The organism is Peptostreptococcus sp. D1, assembly GCF_900112955.1.
Taxonomy (GTDB): domain Bacteria; phylum Bacillota; class Clostridia; order Peptostreptococcales; family Peptostreptococcaceae; genus Peptostreptococcus.
Genome location: NZ_FONP01000004.1, coordinates 124723 through 140447, shown reverse-complemented (window position 1 = coordinate 140447; position 15725 = coordinate 124723). Strand labels below are relative to the sequence as shown.

Sequence of the window (15725 nt, the reverse complement as noted above, 5' to 3'; positions counted from 1 at the left end):
GCTGTTGCTAATGATAAGAAAAGGCAATTTACTGATAAAATAATAAGGAAGGTTGGTTTAGGATAAGATGAGGATTATTCATACATCTGATTGGCATTTAGGTAAAAGCCTTGAAGGTAGATCTAGAATTGATGAGCAAAAAAAGTTTTGTGATGATTTTATTAAAATTGTAAATGAGGAAAATGCTGATATTGTTGTGATAGCCGGTGATATTTATGATACGTCTAATCCTCCAGCGATTGCAGAGAAATTATTTTACAACACTGTTATAAGATTATCGGAAAATGGAAGGAGATGTGTTTTTGTAATCGCTGGAAATCACGATAATCCAGAAAGGCTAGAGGCAATAAATGGTATGGCTCTGACAAATGGAATTATTATTTTGGGATATCCTAACAGCAAGGCTATGATTTCAAGCTTTGACGGATTTGAAGTTATTGAAGCTAAATCCGGCTTTACTAAGCTTAGGATTAATGATGACAAAAAGAGTGTTATAAATATTTTGTCTTTGCCATATCCGAGTGAGAAAAGACTAAATGAATCCTTTGAGGATTTCGATGATGAGCATGAGCTCCAAAAAACTTATTCACAAAAGGTCGGAGAGTTCTTTTTAGAAAGAGAGAAATACTACAATGACGATGAAATAAATATAGCTGTTTCTCATCTTTTCGTGGTAGGAAGTGAGGTTTCTGATTCAGAAAGAAGAATTGAATTGGGTGGAACTTTGCTAGTTGGAAAAAATGACCTGCCACAGAAATCTCAGTATACAGCATTAGGTCATATTCACAAACCACAAACTGCATCAAAATCCTTGAATGCGTATTATTCAGGTTCTCCGATTCAGTACAGTAAGGGAGAGAGAAATACTGTTAAATCTGTGAGAATTGTTGATTTAGAAGTAGGAAAAGAGCCGGAGATAAGAGAAAGATATATTGATAGCTATAAACGAATAGAGGTATTTGAATGTGATGATGTTCAGAATGCCTTGGAGGTATGTGAAAGGAATGTAGGACAAGAAATTTTTGCATATTTTGATATTATTACAGATGATGTGATTGACCAGAATAGCATTAGAGAGATGAAAAAATTGATGAAGGATATAGTTGAAATAAAGCCTATTGTTAGGAATTCCGAAGAGCTTCCTGCAGAGGAAATAGTAGAAATCAATAAGAACAATATTTCACAGTATTTTTCTGATTTTTATAAGGAGCAAAATTCTGGCTTGGAACCGAGTGAAGATGTTATGAAACTGTTTAAAACAATAGTTTCTTCTGATATGGAGGAGTTTGAAGATGAAGCCTATTAGATTGGAAATAGAAGGACTGAATAGCTATAGAAAAAAACAGGTAATTGACTTTGAAGCCCTTATATCAAAAGGGATTTTCGGTATATTCGGAAAAACAGGAAGTGGAAAGTCGACTATATTAGATGCGATTACTCTAAGCCTATATGGAAATATTGCAAGAGGGACAAAAGAGTTTATCAATTCAAATTCTGAAAAGGCGAGTATTGAATACGAATTTCAGATAGGAGAGGGTATTGATAGAAATACATATATCGTATCTAGAAGATTTAAAAGAAGCTCTGGAGCGTCAAAATCTACATCGAGAAGCGACTATGTAAAGCTGGTAAAAAAAGATGAAATGGGAAATATAATAGTAATAGCTGACAAGGTTGGAGATGTAAATCAAGCGATCAAAGAAATAATAGGTCTTGAAGAAAGTGATTTTCTAAGGTCTGTAGTTTTGCCACAGGGAAAATTTAGCGAGTTTTTAAGCTTGGGTGGAAAAGACAGAAGAAATATGCTTGAGAGGATTTTTAACCTTGAGGAGTATGGCTCGAAGCTGACTTCAAAAATTATAAAAAAAAGAAATATTATTTCTGGGGAGCTGGAGGTTTTAAAAGGCAGATTATCCGAATATTCGAGTGTAACAGATGAGAGTATTGGAGATTTGGATGAAAAAATTAAGAATTTGAAGGATATGATTAAAGCTCTTGACAAAAAGCTTTTGTTTGAAAACGAAAAGCTTGAAGAGGATCAGCTTGTATATAATCTATGTTCAGAGAATTTAGTTTTATCTAAGGAACTGGAAGGATTGGAGAAAAGTAGGGATATAATAGATGTCAAAAAAAAGATGATTGATAAAGCTAGCAAGGCATCGATTATCTTGCCAAGCATCGTATCTTTGGAAGAGGGGAATTTGAAGATTAAAAAAAATAGTGTCAAATTATTGAAGCTAGAAAATGAACAGAAAAGTTTGTTGGAGTCGCTTGATAAATTGAAGAATAATTTTGAAGCATCAAAAAAGAATTACGATATTATACCAGATTTGAAGCTTATGAGAAAGGATTTGGAAATACTACTTGATAAATATGATGAGATATTTCAGTTTAGCGTCGAATTGGAATCTGTAAAATCTGAAATTCTAAAATTGATGGATAAAATAGAAGAATCCAGCCATCAAAAAAATAACTTGGAAGAAATGCTTGAGTCTGAATATTCACGAGTCCAGCTATTAAAGGAAAAATGTGAAGTAAATAAGATTGAAAAAGATGACAGAGAAAGAGTATTGGAATTGAAGAAAGGCTTGGATTTGCTTATCAGATTGACCAAAGAATTATATGACAATAAACATGAGTTAGAATCTGAAAAAAAATCCCTACAAAGGCTGGAAAAAAAAATAGAAGCTATAAATGGAAGGCTTGATAAGAAGGATGAAGAAATTGGAAACATTATTGAGCTATTGACAAGTCAAGAGCAAATTAAAACTCTAGATGAGAACGAATTTGATAAAATGGACAAGCAAATTATGTCTTTACACAAAGAAATCGGCGAGGTTTCTCAATTAGAGGAAAGGTTGAACAAAATAGATTTTGACTACATTCAAAATTCAAGAAAAATTGATGATAACAGTAAGGAAATCAGGATGCTTGAAAATTTACTTCTAAATATTGATAAAAGGCTGATTTACTTGAAGAAGGAAAGGGATAGATTTGAATATGAAAATTTGGCAAATAAGCTAAGGGCTGAGTGGTCTAAGCATTTTCACGAGGGGGATAATTGTCCTGTTTGCAACTCTAAAATCGAGAAATTAGAAATAAATAAGAAAATTGATTTGTATAATGACCAAAAAATAAATAAAGAAATACTTGCATTGGAAAAAAAGTCGTATGATTTGTCAGTGAAGCTTGATTCTTTAAAAAATATTGTCAATGATTTGAGAAATTTATTGTACGCTTTGGATGAAGATAAAAATACAGCTTTAGAAAAAAAGGGATATAGAGATATTACAAAATTAAAGGCTGAGGTTGAAATAATAGAACAGTTAAAAAACGAGCAGAGAAAATTAAAGCTTTTAGTTGCCGAAAATATTTTAAATGCTCAGTCGAAACGGTCAAAGCTAGATTTGGAAAAAAGTGAAATTGAAAAGCTGAAGGTTGAGCTTTTGGCTTCTGAAAAATCTGTATTATCTAGCATTTCGAGAATTACTTCGAGAATTAGTTTATTAGAAAATGAATTGAAGCACGTTCCTTTTAAAGAGGAAGAGCTGGAAAAAATTGAAGATGAAATAAAAAATTTTGATGAAAAAGAAATAAACTATGAAGATTTTTCTCGTAAGCTAGAGGAAGCTAAGAAAAAAATAGAAGGCTTAGAAAAACAAAAAAATGAAATATCTGGAAAATTACTGTCACTTCAATCAGATAAAAAACATTTGAGTGAAAAAAAATCAAAGCTATATAAAAAATTGGGATTTGAGAAGACTTCTTTTGAAGCTTCATTGAACGTTATAATAAAAAAAATCGAAGAATTTGGATTTGAAGAAAGCAATATTATAGATGATAAAAGCATATATGTTAAAAATCTCGTAAGCCTTGTAGATAATTTTATCACTGAGTTTGAAAATAAATATTTATTTGCTTTAAGTGAAGTAGAAGCTCTTAAAGAAAATTTGAAGAATACTGAAAATGAAATCAAGGCTATAGCTATTGAAAACAAAGCGGCGGGAGAATATGTCGAAAAAACGGAAAATTCTATAATAGCTCTTATGAATATTCATGGCTTTGATGATTTTGAAGCTGTAAAAAATTCTATTGTCAGTGATGAAATGCTCTTGTCTATCACTAGCGAAATTGACATTTTTGAGAAGAAAACGAGTGAATTAAGAGTTAGGCACACTGACAATATCGTCAAGCTAGATGGTAGAAATATATCGGATGAAGAATTGGAAGAACGCAAATCAAATGTAAGTCTTCTAAAAGACGAAATCGAAAAAGAAAAAAATAACAAGTCGGGACTTGAGGCTATCCATAGAGAGCTGCAAAAAAATATGGAGATCTCCAGGAAAATTTCTGATGAGCTGTCTAAAAAACAGATCGAAAAAGATAATATTGATAGCTTGGAAAAGGTGATGAGAGGTAATCGCTTTGTTGAGTTTTTATCCAAAATTTACTTGAAAAATATTGTTGTAGACGCTTCGAAGAGGTTGAATAAAATTACAAATGGCAGATATTCTCTGGAGATTAATTCCGAGTATATGTTTGTTGTGAGGGATAATTATAACGGTGGGTTGAGAAGATCAGCAGATACACTATCAGGAGGTGAAACTTTTCTAACCTCACTAGCCTTGGCACTAGCTCTATCCTCGCAAATACAGCTAAAGGGGTCAGCACCTTTGGAATTTTTCTTCCTTGACGAGGGCTTTGGAACATTGGATGAAGAGCTGCTTGATGTAGTTATGGAATCACTCGAAAATTTAAAGAGTTTGACCTTGAGTATAGGAGTGATTTCACATATGGAAGAGATGAAAAATAGGATTCCGCTAAAGCTTGTTGTTGAGGTAGATCAAGCTGAGATGTCTTCAAAGGTATATATTGATTAGAAAAATATAAAAGAATATAATATTAGATATTGGTATATCTTTTATAATGATTACCTAATTGGGTTACAAGCTGTAACCCAATTATGAAAATGGCAAAAACCTACTGATAGTACATAGTTTGATATTTTTTAGTGTACTATGATTTATTGTTATGTTATAATTATATTTAATAAAATATTTTAGGAGAGTGGTTTTTTTGGAATCTGGTAGTCTGTGGATTCAGGTGATAATATTATTGGTATTGATGATTATTTCAGCGTTTTTCTCTGCATCTGAGACAGCATTGATGTCTGTCAGCAAGGTAAAGATTAGGCACTTGAGAGAAGAAGGCGTACGTGGAGCTAGCGTGGTTGAAAAGTTAATATCCGAACCAAAGAAATTGTTGAGTACAATTTTGGTCGGCAATAATGCTGTAAATATCGCTGCGACGTCTATTTCTACATCCTTATTGCTAAAGCTTTTTGGCGCACAGGGAGTTGCAGTGGCAACTGCAATGATGACTGTTTTGATATTGGTTTTTGGTGAAGTTACTCCAAAGACAATGGCTTCAAATAACAAGGAAAGAGTATCTCTTGGCGTTGCAAAAGTATTGAATGTAATCATTCTTGTTTTGTCACCAATAGTATTTATTTTAAACTTGTTTACTACCATTATTTTTAAGATTTTCAGAATAAAAGACGACGATCCAAAGTCTCTGATTACTGAAGAAGATTTGAAGGTTATGGTAAATGTCAGCCACGAGGAGGGTGTTTTGGAGCAGGAAGAAAGAGAGATTATCAACAACGTGTTTGAGTTTGGTGATATGCGTGCAGAGGATGCTATGATTCAGAGAATTGATATGGTTTCTGTCAGCCTGGATACTACCTTTGATGAGGTTTTGGAGATTTTTAAGGAAGAGAAAAAAAGCAGATTGCCTGTATACAAAGAAAATATTGACGATATAGTGGGAATTCTGAATATAAAGGATATTTTCTTTATCAGCAAGGAGGAAATGGAAGCCTTTTCAGTTGAAAAGTATATGAGAGATGTATTCTTTACATATGAATTCAAAAAGATTTCGCAGCTTCTAGAAGAAATGAAGCTGGCAAAGACTCAGATTGCAATAGTATTAGATGAGTATGGTGGTACCTCTGGATTGCTTACTGTCGAAGATTTGGTAGAGGTCTTGGTGGGGGATATTGAGGACGAATATGACGAGGAAGACGATGAGATAGTTAAAGTGGGCGAAGGTGAGTACATAGTTGATGGAAGTACAAAAATTACTGATGTAAATGACTATTTATATGATGATTTAGAGTCAGATGAATTTGATTCTATCGGTGGATATATACTCGGGCATTTAAATGGTTTGCCAGATGAAGGTGAAGTGATTGAATTGAACGATTCTGTGACTGTCAATATAATTTCTCTTGATAAAAATAGAATTGAAAAATTGAAGTTAATTGTCAGAGAGATAGAAAAACAAGAAGACGAAATTTCTTTTAAAGAATATATCGAAAAGGAAAATAGCAAAGATAACGATTAATTTGTACTGGCAAAGATAATTTGTACAGGATAGAAAAATAAGTTTATTGAGAAAGGCGTCGCATTTTACAAAAAAGGAATGTGACAGCCTTTTTTAGATAGTAGAAAATCATTTATTAGAAAAAATACACGAATAGCGTGTTGGATAGAGGTTTTTATGGGAAAAAATATTACAATTAGATCGAATAATTTGGACATTTCGACTGATATTAAAAGAATATTAATCGATAAATTTAAATCATTGGATTATACCTTGAGTGAGGATTTAACTGAAGATACAGAGCTGGTTATCTCAATTGGTGGTGATGGTTCTTTTTTACGGGCTGCAAGGGAGATGAATTTTCCAGATATTCCATATTTTTGTGTAAATACGGGACATTTGGGTTTTTTTGCTGAGATTTTGCCAAATGAGGATCAAATTGATTATTTTATAGAGTCTTATCTAAATGGCGACTATAAAATTAATGAGTTTGATCTTTTGGAAGCAAATATCATAGGCAATGATTTTACGATTGAAGAAACTGCTGTAAACGAAATTGTCGTTAGAGGGAACAGATCTCGCACAGTACATCTTAATTTGTTCGTTAATGGAAATTATATGGAGACATTTAGTGGAGATGGCTTGATTCTCTCGACTTCTACTGGATCAACTGCCTATAACTATTCTGCAGGTGGTAGTATCGTCGATAACAGATTAAATACTATCCAGATTACTCCGATTTCTGCAATCAGTACGAATGCGTTTAGAAGCTTTACCTCAAGTATTATTCTTCCAGCAGAGGATACAGAAATTTCAATTTTTCCGGAGTATAAATTTGATCAGTCCATCTTGATAGTTGTTGATGGAGAGGAGACTAAGTACAGTGATGTGATAAAGATTCAGACTAGAAACAATGGAAAGAGGATCAAGCTTATGAGATTGTCGGATTATGAATTTTGGGATAGAGTTTATTTAAAATTTTTGAAAACCTATGATTATAAATCATTGGAAAATTATGTTAGAAAAAAATGAAGAGTGATAAGGGGCAAATATGTTTACTAAGGAAAATCAAAAGTGGAATAGGTTTGTTATTTCCATTGATGAAGATTGCAGGCTAAAGGATTTTTTAATAGATGAAATGAGTTTTTCAATTCGTTCAATTTCTAGAATGAAGAAGGAAAGAAATATTTTTATTAATGGTAAGGCTTCAAAGCCTACTGCAGAAGTTAAAAAAGGCGATATTTTAGAGATTGTATTGGAGGAGGATGGATCGCAATTCATTTCGCAAAATTTGGGTGTAAGGTGTCTATACAATGACGAGGATTTGCTTATTTTTGATAAGCCTCCATTTATGGTAGTGCATCCAACAAAGAGCCATCAGGAGGGTACACTTGCTAATCATGCTTCGTATTTTGTTGATACTTTGGATGAGAGGTTTAAAATTAGGTTTGTAAATCGACTGGACATGAATACCTCTGGTATTGTGATTGTAGCAAAAAATGCCTATGCACATCACAAATTATCAAAGGATATGGAGATAAACGATATCTCTAAGAATTATTTGGCTATTGTAGAAGGTGTAATTGAAAAGGATAGAGATACAATCGATCTTCCGATTTACAGAGAAGCAGAGGATAGTATTATGAGAGTAGTCGATTCAAGAGGTCAAAGGGCTATTACTCATTATGAGGTATTAGAAAGATATAGTAATCATACATTGGTTAAATTGAAGATAGATACAGGAAGAACTCACCAAATTAGAGTTCACCTGTCATCGATTTCAAATGGTATAGTTGGTGATGAGCTGTATGGAGTTGTAGATGAGACTTTAATAGGCAGACAGGCTCTTCATGCGTGCAAAATTGAGTTCAATCAGCCGAGATCTTGTGATAGAATTTTGGTGGAAGCTGAGATACCAAAGGATTTTATACAATTGATTGAAAAGCTGAAATATTTGTAGATAGGTAATGTATTTTTATAATTTGGAGGAAGTATGATAATAAATAAATTTATAATTCATGTACTGGATAAAAATTCGGAATTTCCGATACTTAACGATGTGGAAAATATGATTTCGCCGGAAACTGATGCTTTTTATCAGAAGGTAATAAGAAGAATATTGAGAGATGAGGATCTTAGAAAGGCAACCTTTAACAATTATAATGAAAATGAAATAAGAGTTTGCTGCGATCATATAATTTATGATGAGAAAGCCTTTGTTATGAGCTCTCAAGGTATCGCAAGGTTTTTGTTTGATGCGATGAAGATAAATTCTGAGCTGGACTCGTGTGATCTAGCAGTCGTTTTGTTTACTCATAAGGATCAAAAAAATGTGGCAGTAATAAAGCTTGATTACAAAAAATTATACACTCACGAAATCGGGTATGACGATGACAATAAGGTTGTATCAATCAAGATGATTACTAATGATATTGGAATACAGGATTCACAAAAAATAATTCATTCTGCAATCGTTGGTGTGAGTGGAGTAAATGATGAATGGCATTTGCAGATTCTTGATAAGGTTGCTGAAAAACAGGAAGCCGATTCAAGCTTTGTGACTGATTTCTTAAAAGCTACTAAGGTTAAAGACGAAAAATTTCTTACAAAGACCTTTAGAAGCTCTACCGACAACTGGATAACAAATTCATACAGCAATAATATCAAGGATGCAGAAAATCTTAGAAGTTTGTTAAACTATACCCTGAAGGAAGGTAATGATATCAATATAGAAAAATTTATTGAAGAGGGAAACTTGGACGAAGATAGAAAGCAAAGCTTCAAGGAAATGATGCAGGAAAAAGAAATCGTTGAAGAATTTCCAATCGATAAAGCTTGGGTTGAAAAAAAGCTAAAGAGAAGAGGGATTAAAACGAGTACTGGTTTTGATATAAAGGGATTGCTCGAAGATTTTGAAGATCCAATGAAATACTCAATAAAGCAAAATGAAGATGGAACGGTGGATATAACGCTAAAAAACATTGAATTTTACGAAGAAAAATAGATATGATTGAGACTAAGAGAAATAACTATAATTAAAAAAATATATAAAAAATAAAAATCTTATCAATTACCTTCCGGAACTTTTATTGAGTGTATTTTAGTGGGATGGTTATTGATAAGATTTTTTTAATTATCTGTTGGATTCAATTAATGAAATTATATCACCGATAGTCTTAACATTGTCTATTTCTTCATCAGGTATTTTTATTTCGAATTCTTCTTCGATGTTCATAATAATTTCTACAGCATCTAGTGAATCAGCATCTAAATCCTCAAGAAGATTTGTGTCCATTTTTAGTGTTTCTGGATTTTCGATATTTAGTTGCTCACTAATTATTTCTCTAATTCTCTCAAACATTTCGAACTCCTCCTATTTTAATATTGTTATAGAACCTTTAGTATATAATAATATACTATTATTTTTTTTTCAATAAAAAAAATAAAAAAACTATATTTATTTTTCTGAAAATAGTATATAATGAAAATAAGGGAAAATACAAGCTTTTTTTAATAATATTTACTATTCATTTATGTTAATCATTAGGTAAACGTTATTTTAAAAAATAATATTTTTATAATTTTATATATTAAAATAAAATTGGAAGGAGAAGTAATATGGTAACAAAGAAACCTACTACAATTAAAGACGTTGCTAGAAAGGCTGGAGTATCAATATCTACTGTTTCTAGAGTTATAAATGATTCAAAACCAGTAACAAATGAAGTCAAACAAAAGGTTTTGGATGTAATAAAGGAAACTGGATATGTTCCAAATCCGCTGGCGAGAAGCTTGGTTACGAAGAGAAGCCAGTTAATAGGAGTAATTGTTCCAGAGCTGACTGATACTTTTTCTGCAGATATTCTTAATGGTATTGAGGAAGTATCGAAAATGTACAGCTATGATATTTTGATAGCTAATACATATTCAGAGAGAGAATTGGAATTAAAGAGCATTAATTTGTTGAGAGCAAAGCAGGTTGAAGGGATTGTCATCATTTCATGGGATATAGATGAAGAATTAGTGAATGTACTTGAAAATATAGGTATACCGGTTGTTTTTGTTAGTAAGATGACTGGGAATTTCGATATTTACAACGTGTCCATAAAGAATGCTCCGGCAACTAAGGAGATGACGAATTTCTTAATCGGAAAGGGTCACAAGAGAATTGGTTTAATCAGAACAAATTTGAATGTTCCAGAAATTGCTGACGAGAGATTGAAGGGATACAAGGAAGCGTTGGAGGAAAATGGAATAAAGTATGACGATAAAATAGTGAAAAGCTGTAATTCAAGCTACGATGACGGTTATGCCACTGCGAAATTGATGCTAAAAGGAAAGAAGAACAAGCCTGATGCTTTATTTGTAACTAGTGATGAGGCTGCAATAGGTGCTATAAATGCTTGTTTTGATTTGGGATATAACGTTCCAGAGGATATTTCAGTTGCAGGCTTCAATGATATCAAGTTCGCAAAAATATATAGACCGAAATTGACTACTGTTTCCCAGCCTTTGTTCGATATGGGAGCAGTTGCAATTAGAATGGTTATCAAGATGATAAATGGAGAGGATGTCGGCGATAAAATAGTTGAATTACCTTACAGAATTATGGATAGAGAAAGTGTTTCTGAAAGAAGAGAAAAATAGATTAAATATTTTATTGACATTGGTATGTTGAAATTTCATAATAGAACAAATATTTTTGAAAAGTCAAGATATTAATTAATATTAAAGTACTTTAATATTACAACAATTTGATGTATAATATTAATATAAACTGAAACATACGACACGACTATTGTAAGTTCAACCTACATATTTTATACGGGAGACTTCGTTCGTATGTGAATATGATATGCTCGACCTATATATAGCTTGAGATTTCAGAAAGCGTAAGACGGGTCACCCACCTGGGTGATGCTCGGGTGTGAATTTGATTGGTCTACGGTGTTTTGGTAGTAAAAGTGTTGTCTTATGGCAACACTTTTATTTTGTACAATTTGATATTGCGATTTAGATTTTTTACTGTTTTAGAAATTTGTAATATTTAAGTCTATTTCAATTTTTAAGGGGTTTGTAATATTTTAGATAGTTTTGTACTTACATTAGAGGTGATTGCTTTGGAAAGATTCAAAATGAATTTTGTTGCAGGTATTAAGTATATACAGGTTTATAATAAAATAAAAAAGATGATAATTGAGGGAGATTTAAACGCTAATGAAAAGCTTCCTGCTATAAGAGTATTGTCAAAAATACTGAGTGTAAATATATCTACTATCGTTAAGGCATACGAGCTATTGGAAAAGGAAAACTACATTATAAAAAAAATTGGTAGTGGAAGCTTTGTATCTGGTGTTTTATTCAACGGCTATGATAGTTCTGGCAAAAATTTGAATTCAGAAAAAATTTTTAGGCTGGATACTGGAAATCCATCCTCTGATATTTTTCCAATTGATGATTTCAAAAAGGCTATTAATATTGCTCTAGATAGTGATGGAGACAGTGTTTTTGAATACGATGAAACAAACGGTGTAATGGAATTAAAAGAGGTAATGGTAGAGTATTTGAAAGAGAATCTGATATCGACATCTGTTGACAATTTGATGATTATTTCTGGAGCTCAGCAGGGCTTGGACATAGTATCAAAAACCTTGATAGATTATTCTGATGCAGTTTTTGTCGAGGAACCAACTTATCCTGGTGTATTGAATGTTCTGAAAAATAGAAACGCAAAAATCATTAGAATACCATTACTAGATGATGGCATCGACATTGGTATTTTGAAGATGAAAATTGAAAAGATAAAACCGAGGCTGCTCTATGTGATGCCAAACTTTCAAAATCCTACTGGGATTTCATATTCCGAAAAAAAGAAGAAAAAGCTTATTGAAATGGCTGAAGAGATGGATTTTTATATTCTGGAAGACGATTTTATAAGTGATTTCAAATTTGGATCACAAAATAATAGAACGATGAAGAGCTATGATGTGTACGATAGAGTTATTTATATAAAGAGTTTTTCAAAAATATTGATGCCTGGTCTTAGAGTTGGTATTTTATGTTTGCCTAATGAATTGATGAATAGGGCGAGCTTTTCAAAGCAATCCTCTGATTTATCTACTTCAACCTTGATACAAAGGTCTTTACATAGATATATTAAACATTGTGATTGGAAAGGTCATAGAGAATTGGTTGAGAAAATATACACAGATCGATTTTTTTGTGTCAAAAAGTATATTAACGAGAAATTATCGCCATATTTCAATATCAGAAAGACAGAGGGTGGAATTAATTTCTTTTTGGAGCTAAGGAGAGGCTACTATTCTAGAGAGTTTGTTCCATTTATGCTCGAAAGGGGAGTCGCTCTAAAATCTGGAGCAATGTTTTATGACAATGAAATAGATGATAGGTATTTCAGGATAAACATAGCGAGGGAACAAGTTGACAGATTATATCAGGCGATAGACATAATCGCAAATTCTATGAATGAGTTTTATAGTGAGGATGGTACTATTAAAGAAGATATTATCAAAGAGGATACTTTTAGACAAGTATAAAATTTTTTGTTGGAATATCATTCAAGTTATAGTATAATCGTTGTGAGTTCGAAAGGAGGTAAAAATGGATATTTCTAATGAATTTGATAAGGTTAAGTTAGCTAGAATAAACGAATTGGCAAAGCTTGCCAAGGAGAGAGAGCTCACTGCTGAAGAGCTAAAAGAAAGAAAAATTTTGCGAGAAGAGTTTTTGGCTAATTTTAGAGCAGGCTTTAGACAACAGCTGGATAATATTACAGTTGTAACTCCTGAAACAGAGAGTATCAATTAATCGTCTACTATTAACGTCTAAGGCATACTACTAAAATCTAGGTATACCAAAGATGAAAAATAAAGTGGTACAATGCAAAATGGCTCGCGTCATGATAATTCATTGCCTAAATAATTTAATTGTTATTATGCCAGTTATATTATCTAGGCTGTAAAAAAATTCCTCCTATGATAATTTAATTTTATCACAGGAGGAATTACAATTTTAGACTTTTTTCATAGACTCATATACAATATATTTTTTACAGTGTATTTTTTAATCATTAGAGTTAATTACCTTGTCCTCTTCTTCATCTCTAATATCATAATAATCCACAAAAAACTCCAAGAACTTCTTTTCAGTAGGAGTGAAAATTTTCTTGCGAGAGTGAATAAAATAAAAATTTCTTTCAAAGGAATAGTCTTTTATTCTATATGCGTTAATTTCTCCTCTTTTTGCCATTTCTTCTATTGATATAAATGACACAAAAGAACATCCAATTCCTTTTTTAACCATTTCTATTACGGCAGAATTGGATTCAACATTTGCTCTTGTAGTAAGCTGTGATAAAGGAACTGGACTTGAATTTAACGCCTTTACAATTACGTTTCTTGTACCGGAGCCGTCTTTTCTCATAATGAAGCTTAGGTCCTTTAATTTATGTATATCAATATAACCATTTTCATTTGGTAGCTCCAAGGATTTTGGACAAATCAAAACCAGCTCGTCATGTACAAATTCACTATATTTGATGTGTGGATGCTTTTTTTTTGAACCAACTATACCAAATGTCACTCTTTCACTCAATATCTCAGGAACTACCAGATTTGAATCACAGTGATCAATTGTTAAAGTAATATTTGGGTACTTTTTGCAAAATTTTTCTAGGAAATTAGGTATAATAAATGCCTCGGGAATTGAGCTGCATACTAAATTTAGAGATCCTTCGATTTTTCCAGAGTATTCCTTGATATCATATATAGCTTTTTTACAGTCATTCAATATTATTATGGCATGATTATAGAGAACTTTCCCTGAATCTGTCAACGTTATGGATTTACTGTTTCTATTCAATAATATACATTGCATATCGTTTTCTAGGTTTTGAATATGTGAACTAACAGTTGGTTGTGTCAGAAATAATTCTCTTGCCGCTTTAGAAAAGCTTTTGTATTTAGCAACAGCTACAAAAACCTCTAATTGCTTAATATCCATAGTTTCACCTCTTTTATTATTTTAACACAAAGATAGTAATTAATTTATAATGCTTTAATATTATCTTTGTATTTGCTATAAAGCATTTACTTTTTATATTATAATTATATTATACTATTTTTCTGATAATATTTCAATTTATTTATAGATATTACTTATTGTATATATAGAAAAAAGCTATATTTTCAAAAAAAATCCAGAAAAATGCAAAATTTTCCTTGATAAATATTATCTTTTGTTTTTATTTGGAATTTATTTTAAAAAATTTAATTTTTTCTTTATAAATTATTGATATTTTTTTGAAATAATGGTATTATATAAGTGTAGAAATGAGTTGTTCATTTTTATAAGTATAATTACCCTATAAACTGATGGCAAACTCCCTCACATCCTCGAATGCCATCAGGGCTATTTTTTCCTATAGACGGCACCGTCGTCTATAGGTTTTTGCTTTTTTGTTGAAAAGTATTTTTACGTCAGATTCTGTTTTTTTATATTTATTTTTTTATTGTATTTGTTTTTTCTTTTTTAAAATTTCAAGAGTATGGGACAGAGATTTGATAAATATGACTATAATTATCTAGTAGATTAATAAGAGCTGAAGAGCCATAATATTAGGAGGAAAAATGAATAATTTGAGAATAAAAGAGATGAATGATGACGAAAAACCAATTGAAAAAATGTTAAAAAAAGGTGCTAAAAGCTTGTCTAATGCTGAATTAATAGCAATATTAATAAGAACTGGAAATAGGAGTAATAATGCAGTAACATTGAGCTCGAAGATTTTGAAGAAAAGCGTAGACGGAATAAGAGGCTTGAGGGATCTGTCAGTTGAGGAGCTTTGTGAAATAGATGGTATTGGAAAAACAAAAGCATCAATACTAAAAGCAGCCTTTGAGCTAGGGGAGAGAGTGGCTTGTTTTCTGCCAGAAAAGCATAAAATTGAAAATCCTTGGGATGTGTATACTTATTATATTGAGGAAATGAGGTATTTAAAAAAAGAAGTCTTTAAGGTAATTTTGCTGAATACAAAAAATGAGATAATATGTGATATAAATGTATCGGTAGGGAGTTTAAATACATCTATAGTACATCCACGAGAGGTATTTAGCGAGCCGGTAAAAAAGAGTGCAAATTCTGTAATATTGATGCATAATCATCCATCAGGAAATCCAAGTCCATCAAATGAAGACAAGAGTGTTACGTATAGACTTCAAAAAAGTGGTGAAATTTTGGGTATAAGCGTGCTGGATCACATTATTATCGGTGATGGAACTTACTATAGTTTAAAGGAAAATGGAGACTTTTGATTCTTACAC

General features: G+C 31.8%; 12 protein-coding genes and 1 other RNA gene. 11 read left to right on the top strand and 2 right to left on the bottom strand.

From position 1 onward, the window contains the following. The first annotated feature begins 67 nt into the window (after window positions 1-67). The 6 genes from BM120_RS05035 (at window position 68) to BM120_RS05010 (ending at window position 9388) form a co-directional block, all read left to right on the top strand. Complete coding sequence (locus tag BM120_RS05035; RefSeq protein WP_091993792.1) at window positions 68-1306, top strand: metallophosphoesterase family protein; 1239 nt, start codon at window positions 68-70, stop codon at window positions 1304-1306. Then, window positions 1293-4880 carry an SbcC/MukB-like Walker B domain-containing protein gene (locus tag BM120_RS05030; protein ID WP_091993791.1) on the top strand — a complete coding sequence of 1196 codons (3588 nt, stop codon included), beginning with the start codon at window positions 1293-1295 and terminating at the stop codon, window positions 4878-4880. The genes BM120_RS05035 and BM120_RS05030 overlap by 14 nt, the downstream gene beginning before the upstream one ends. A 196-nt stretch (window positions 4881-5076) precedes the next feature. Further along, window positions 5077-6405 (top strand): HlyC/CorC family transporter, encoded by a 1329-nt coding sequence (locus tag BM120_RS05025; RefSeq protein WP_091993789.1) that lies wholly within the window; start codon window positions 5077-5079, stop codon window positions 6403-6405. A 156-nt stretch (window positions 6406-6561) separates the two neighbouring features. Next, window positions 6562-7416 carry an NAD(+)/NADH kinase gene (locus BM120_RS05020; RefSeq protein ID WP_091993788.1) on the top strand — a complete coding sequence of 285 codons (855 nt, stop codon included), beginning with the start codon at window positions 6562-6564 and terminating at the stop codon, window positions 7414-7416. 19 nt (window positions 7417-7435) lie between these two features. Further along, a complete protein-coding gene (locus BM120_RS05015) occupies window positions 7436-8344 on the top strand; it encodes an RluA family pseudouridine synthase (protein WP_091993786.1) in 909 nt (302 codons plus the stop codon). Window positions 8345-8377: 33 nt separating this feature from the next. Then, window positions 8378-9388: a nucleoid-associated protein gene (locus BM120_RS05010; RefSeq protein WP_091993785.1), complete on the top strand. Its 1011-nt coding sequence runs from the start codon at window positions 8378-8380 to the stop codon at window positions 9386-9388. Between the two features lie 129 nt (window positions 9389-9517). Here BM120_RS05010 and acpP read toward each other — a convergent pair whose 3' ends face one another. After that, entirely contained in the window at window positions 9518-9745 is a 228-nt protein-coding gene (gene acpP, locus BM120_RS05005) for an acyl carrier protein (protein ID WP_091993783.1), read from the bottom strand. Between the two features lie 257 nt (window positions 9746-10002). Here acpP and BM120_RS05000 point away from each other — a divergent pair, with 257 nt between their 5' ends. The 4 genes from BM120_RS05000 to BM120_RS04985 all read left to right on the top strand — a co-directional run bounded on the left by BM120_RS05000 (window position 10003) and on the right by BM120_RS04985 (window position 13212). Next, complete coding sequence (locus tag BM120_RS05000) at window positions 10003-11031, top strand: LacI family DNA-binding transcriptional regulator (RefSeq protein WP_091993782.1); 1029 nt, start codon at window positions 10003-10005, stop codon at window positions 11029-11031. Between the two features lie 124 nt (window positions 11032-11155). Next, window positions 11156-11347: non-coding RNA, 6S RNA (ssrS, locus tag BM120_RS04995), on the top strand. Between the two features lie 157 nt (window positions 11348-11504). After that, complete coding sequence (pdxR, locus tag BM120_RS04990) at window positions 11505-12941, top strand: MocR-like pyridoxine biosynthesis transcription factor PdxR (protein ID WP_242941564.1); 1437 nt, start codon at window positions 11505-11507, stop codon at window positions 12939-12941. Window positions 12942-13005: 64 nt separating this feature from the next. Next, the gene (locus BM120_RS04985) at window positions 13006-13212 is read left to right on the top strand and encodes a DUF896 domain-containing protein (RefSeq protein ID WP_091993780.1); all 207 of its coding nucleotides are present in this window, start codon (window positions 13006-13008) and stop codon (window positions 13210-13212) included. A 255-nt stretch (window positions 13213-13467) separates the two neighbouring features. Here BM120_RS04985 and BM120_RS04980 read toward each other — a convergent pair whose 3' ends face one another. After that, window positions 13468-14406: a selenium metabolism-associated LysR family transcriptional regulator gene (locus BM120_RS04980; protein WP_091993778.1), complete on the bottom strand. Its 939-nt coding sequence runs from the start codon at window positions 14404-14406 to the stop codon at window positions 13468-13470. Window positions 14407-15032: 626 nt separating this feature from the next. Here BM120_RS04980 and radC point away from each other — a divergent pair. Beyond that, entirely contained in the window at window positions 15033-15716 is a 684-nt protein-coding gene (gene radC, locus BM120_RS04975; RefSeq protein WP_091993777.1) for a RadC family protein, read from the top strand. The last annotated feature ends 9 nt before the right edge of the window (window positions 15717-15725 follow it).

Bases quoted from the DNA above. Each gene is read 5' to 3' on its own strand.
- BM120_RS05035 (WP_091993792.1), top strand. From the start codon at position 68: ATGAGGATTATTCATACATCTGATTGGCATTTAGGTAAAAGCCTTGAA.
- BM120_RS05030 (WP_091993791.1), top strand. From the start codon at position 1,293: ATGAAGCCTATTAGATTGGAAATAGAAGGACTGAATAGCTATAGAAAA.
- BM120_RS05020 (WP_091993788.1), top strand. From the start codon at position 6,562: ATGGGAAAAAATATTACAATTAGATCGAATAATTTGGACATTTCGACT.
- BM120_RS05015 (WP_091993786.1), top strand. From the start codon at position 7,436: ATGTTTACTAAGGAAAATCAAAAGTGGAATAGGTTTGTTATTTCCATT.
- BM120_RS05010 (WP_091993785.1), top strand. From the start codon at position 8,378: ATGATAATAAATAAATTTATAATTCATGTACTGGATAAAAATTCGGAA.
- acpP (WP_091993783.1), bottom strand. From the start codon at position 9,745: ATGTTTGAGAGAATTAGAGAAATAATTAGTGAGCAACTAAATATCGAA.
- BM120_RS05000 (WP_091993782.1), top strand. From the start codon at position 10,003: ATGGTAACAAAGAAACCTACTACAATTAAAGACGTTGCTAGAAAGGCT.
- BM120_RS04985 (WP_091993780.1), top strand. From the start codon at position 13,006: ATGGATATTTCTAATGAATTTGATAAGGTTAAGTTAGCTAGAATAAAC.
- BM120_RS04980 (WP_091993778.1), bottom strand. From the start codon at position 14,406: ATGGATATTAAGCAATTAGAGGTTTTTGTAGCTGTTGCTAAATACAAA.
- radC (WP_091993777.1), top strand. From the start codon at position 15,033: ATGAATAATTTGAGAATAAAAGAGATGAATGATGACGAAAAACCAATT.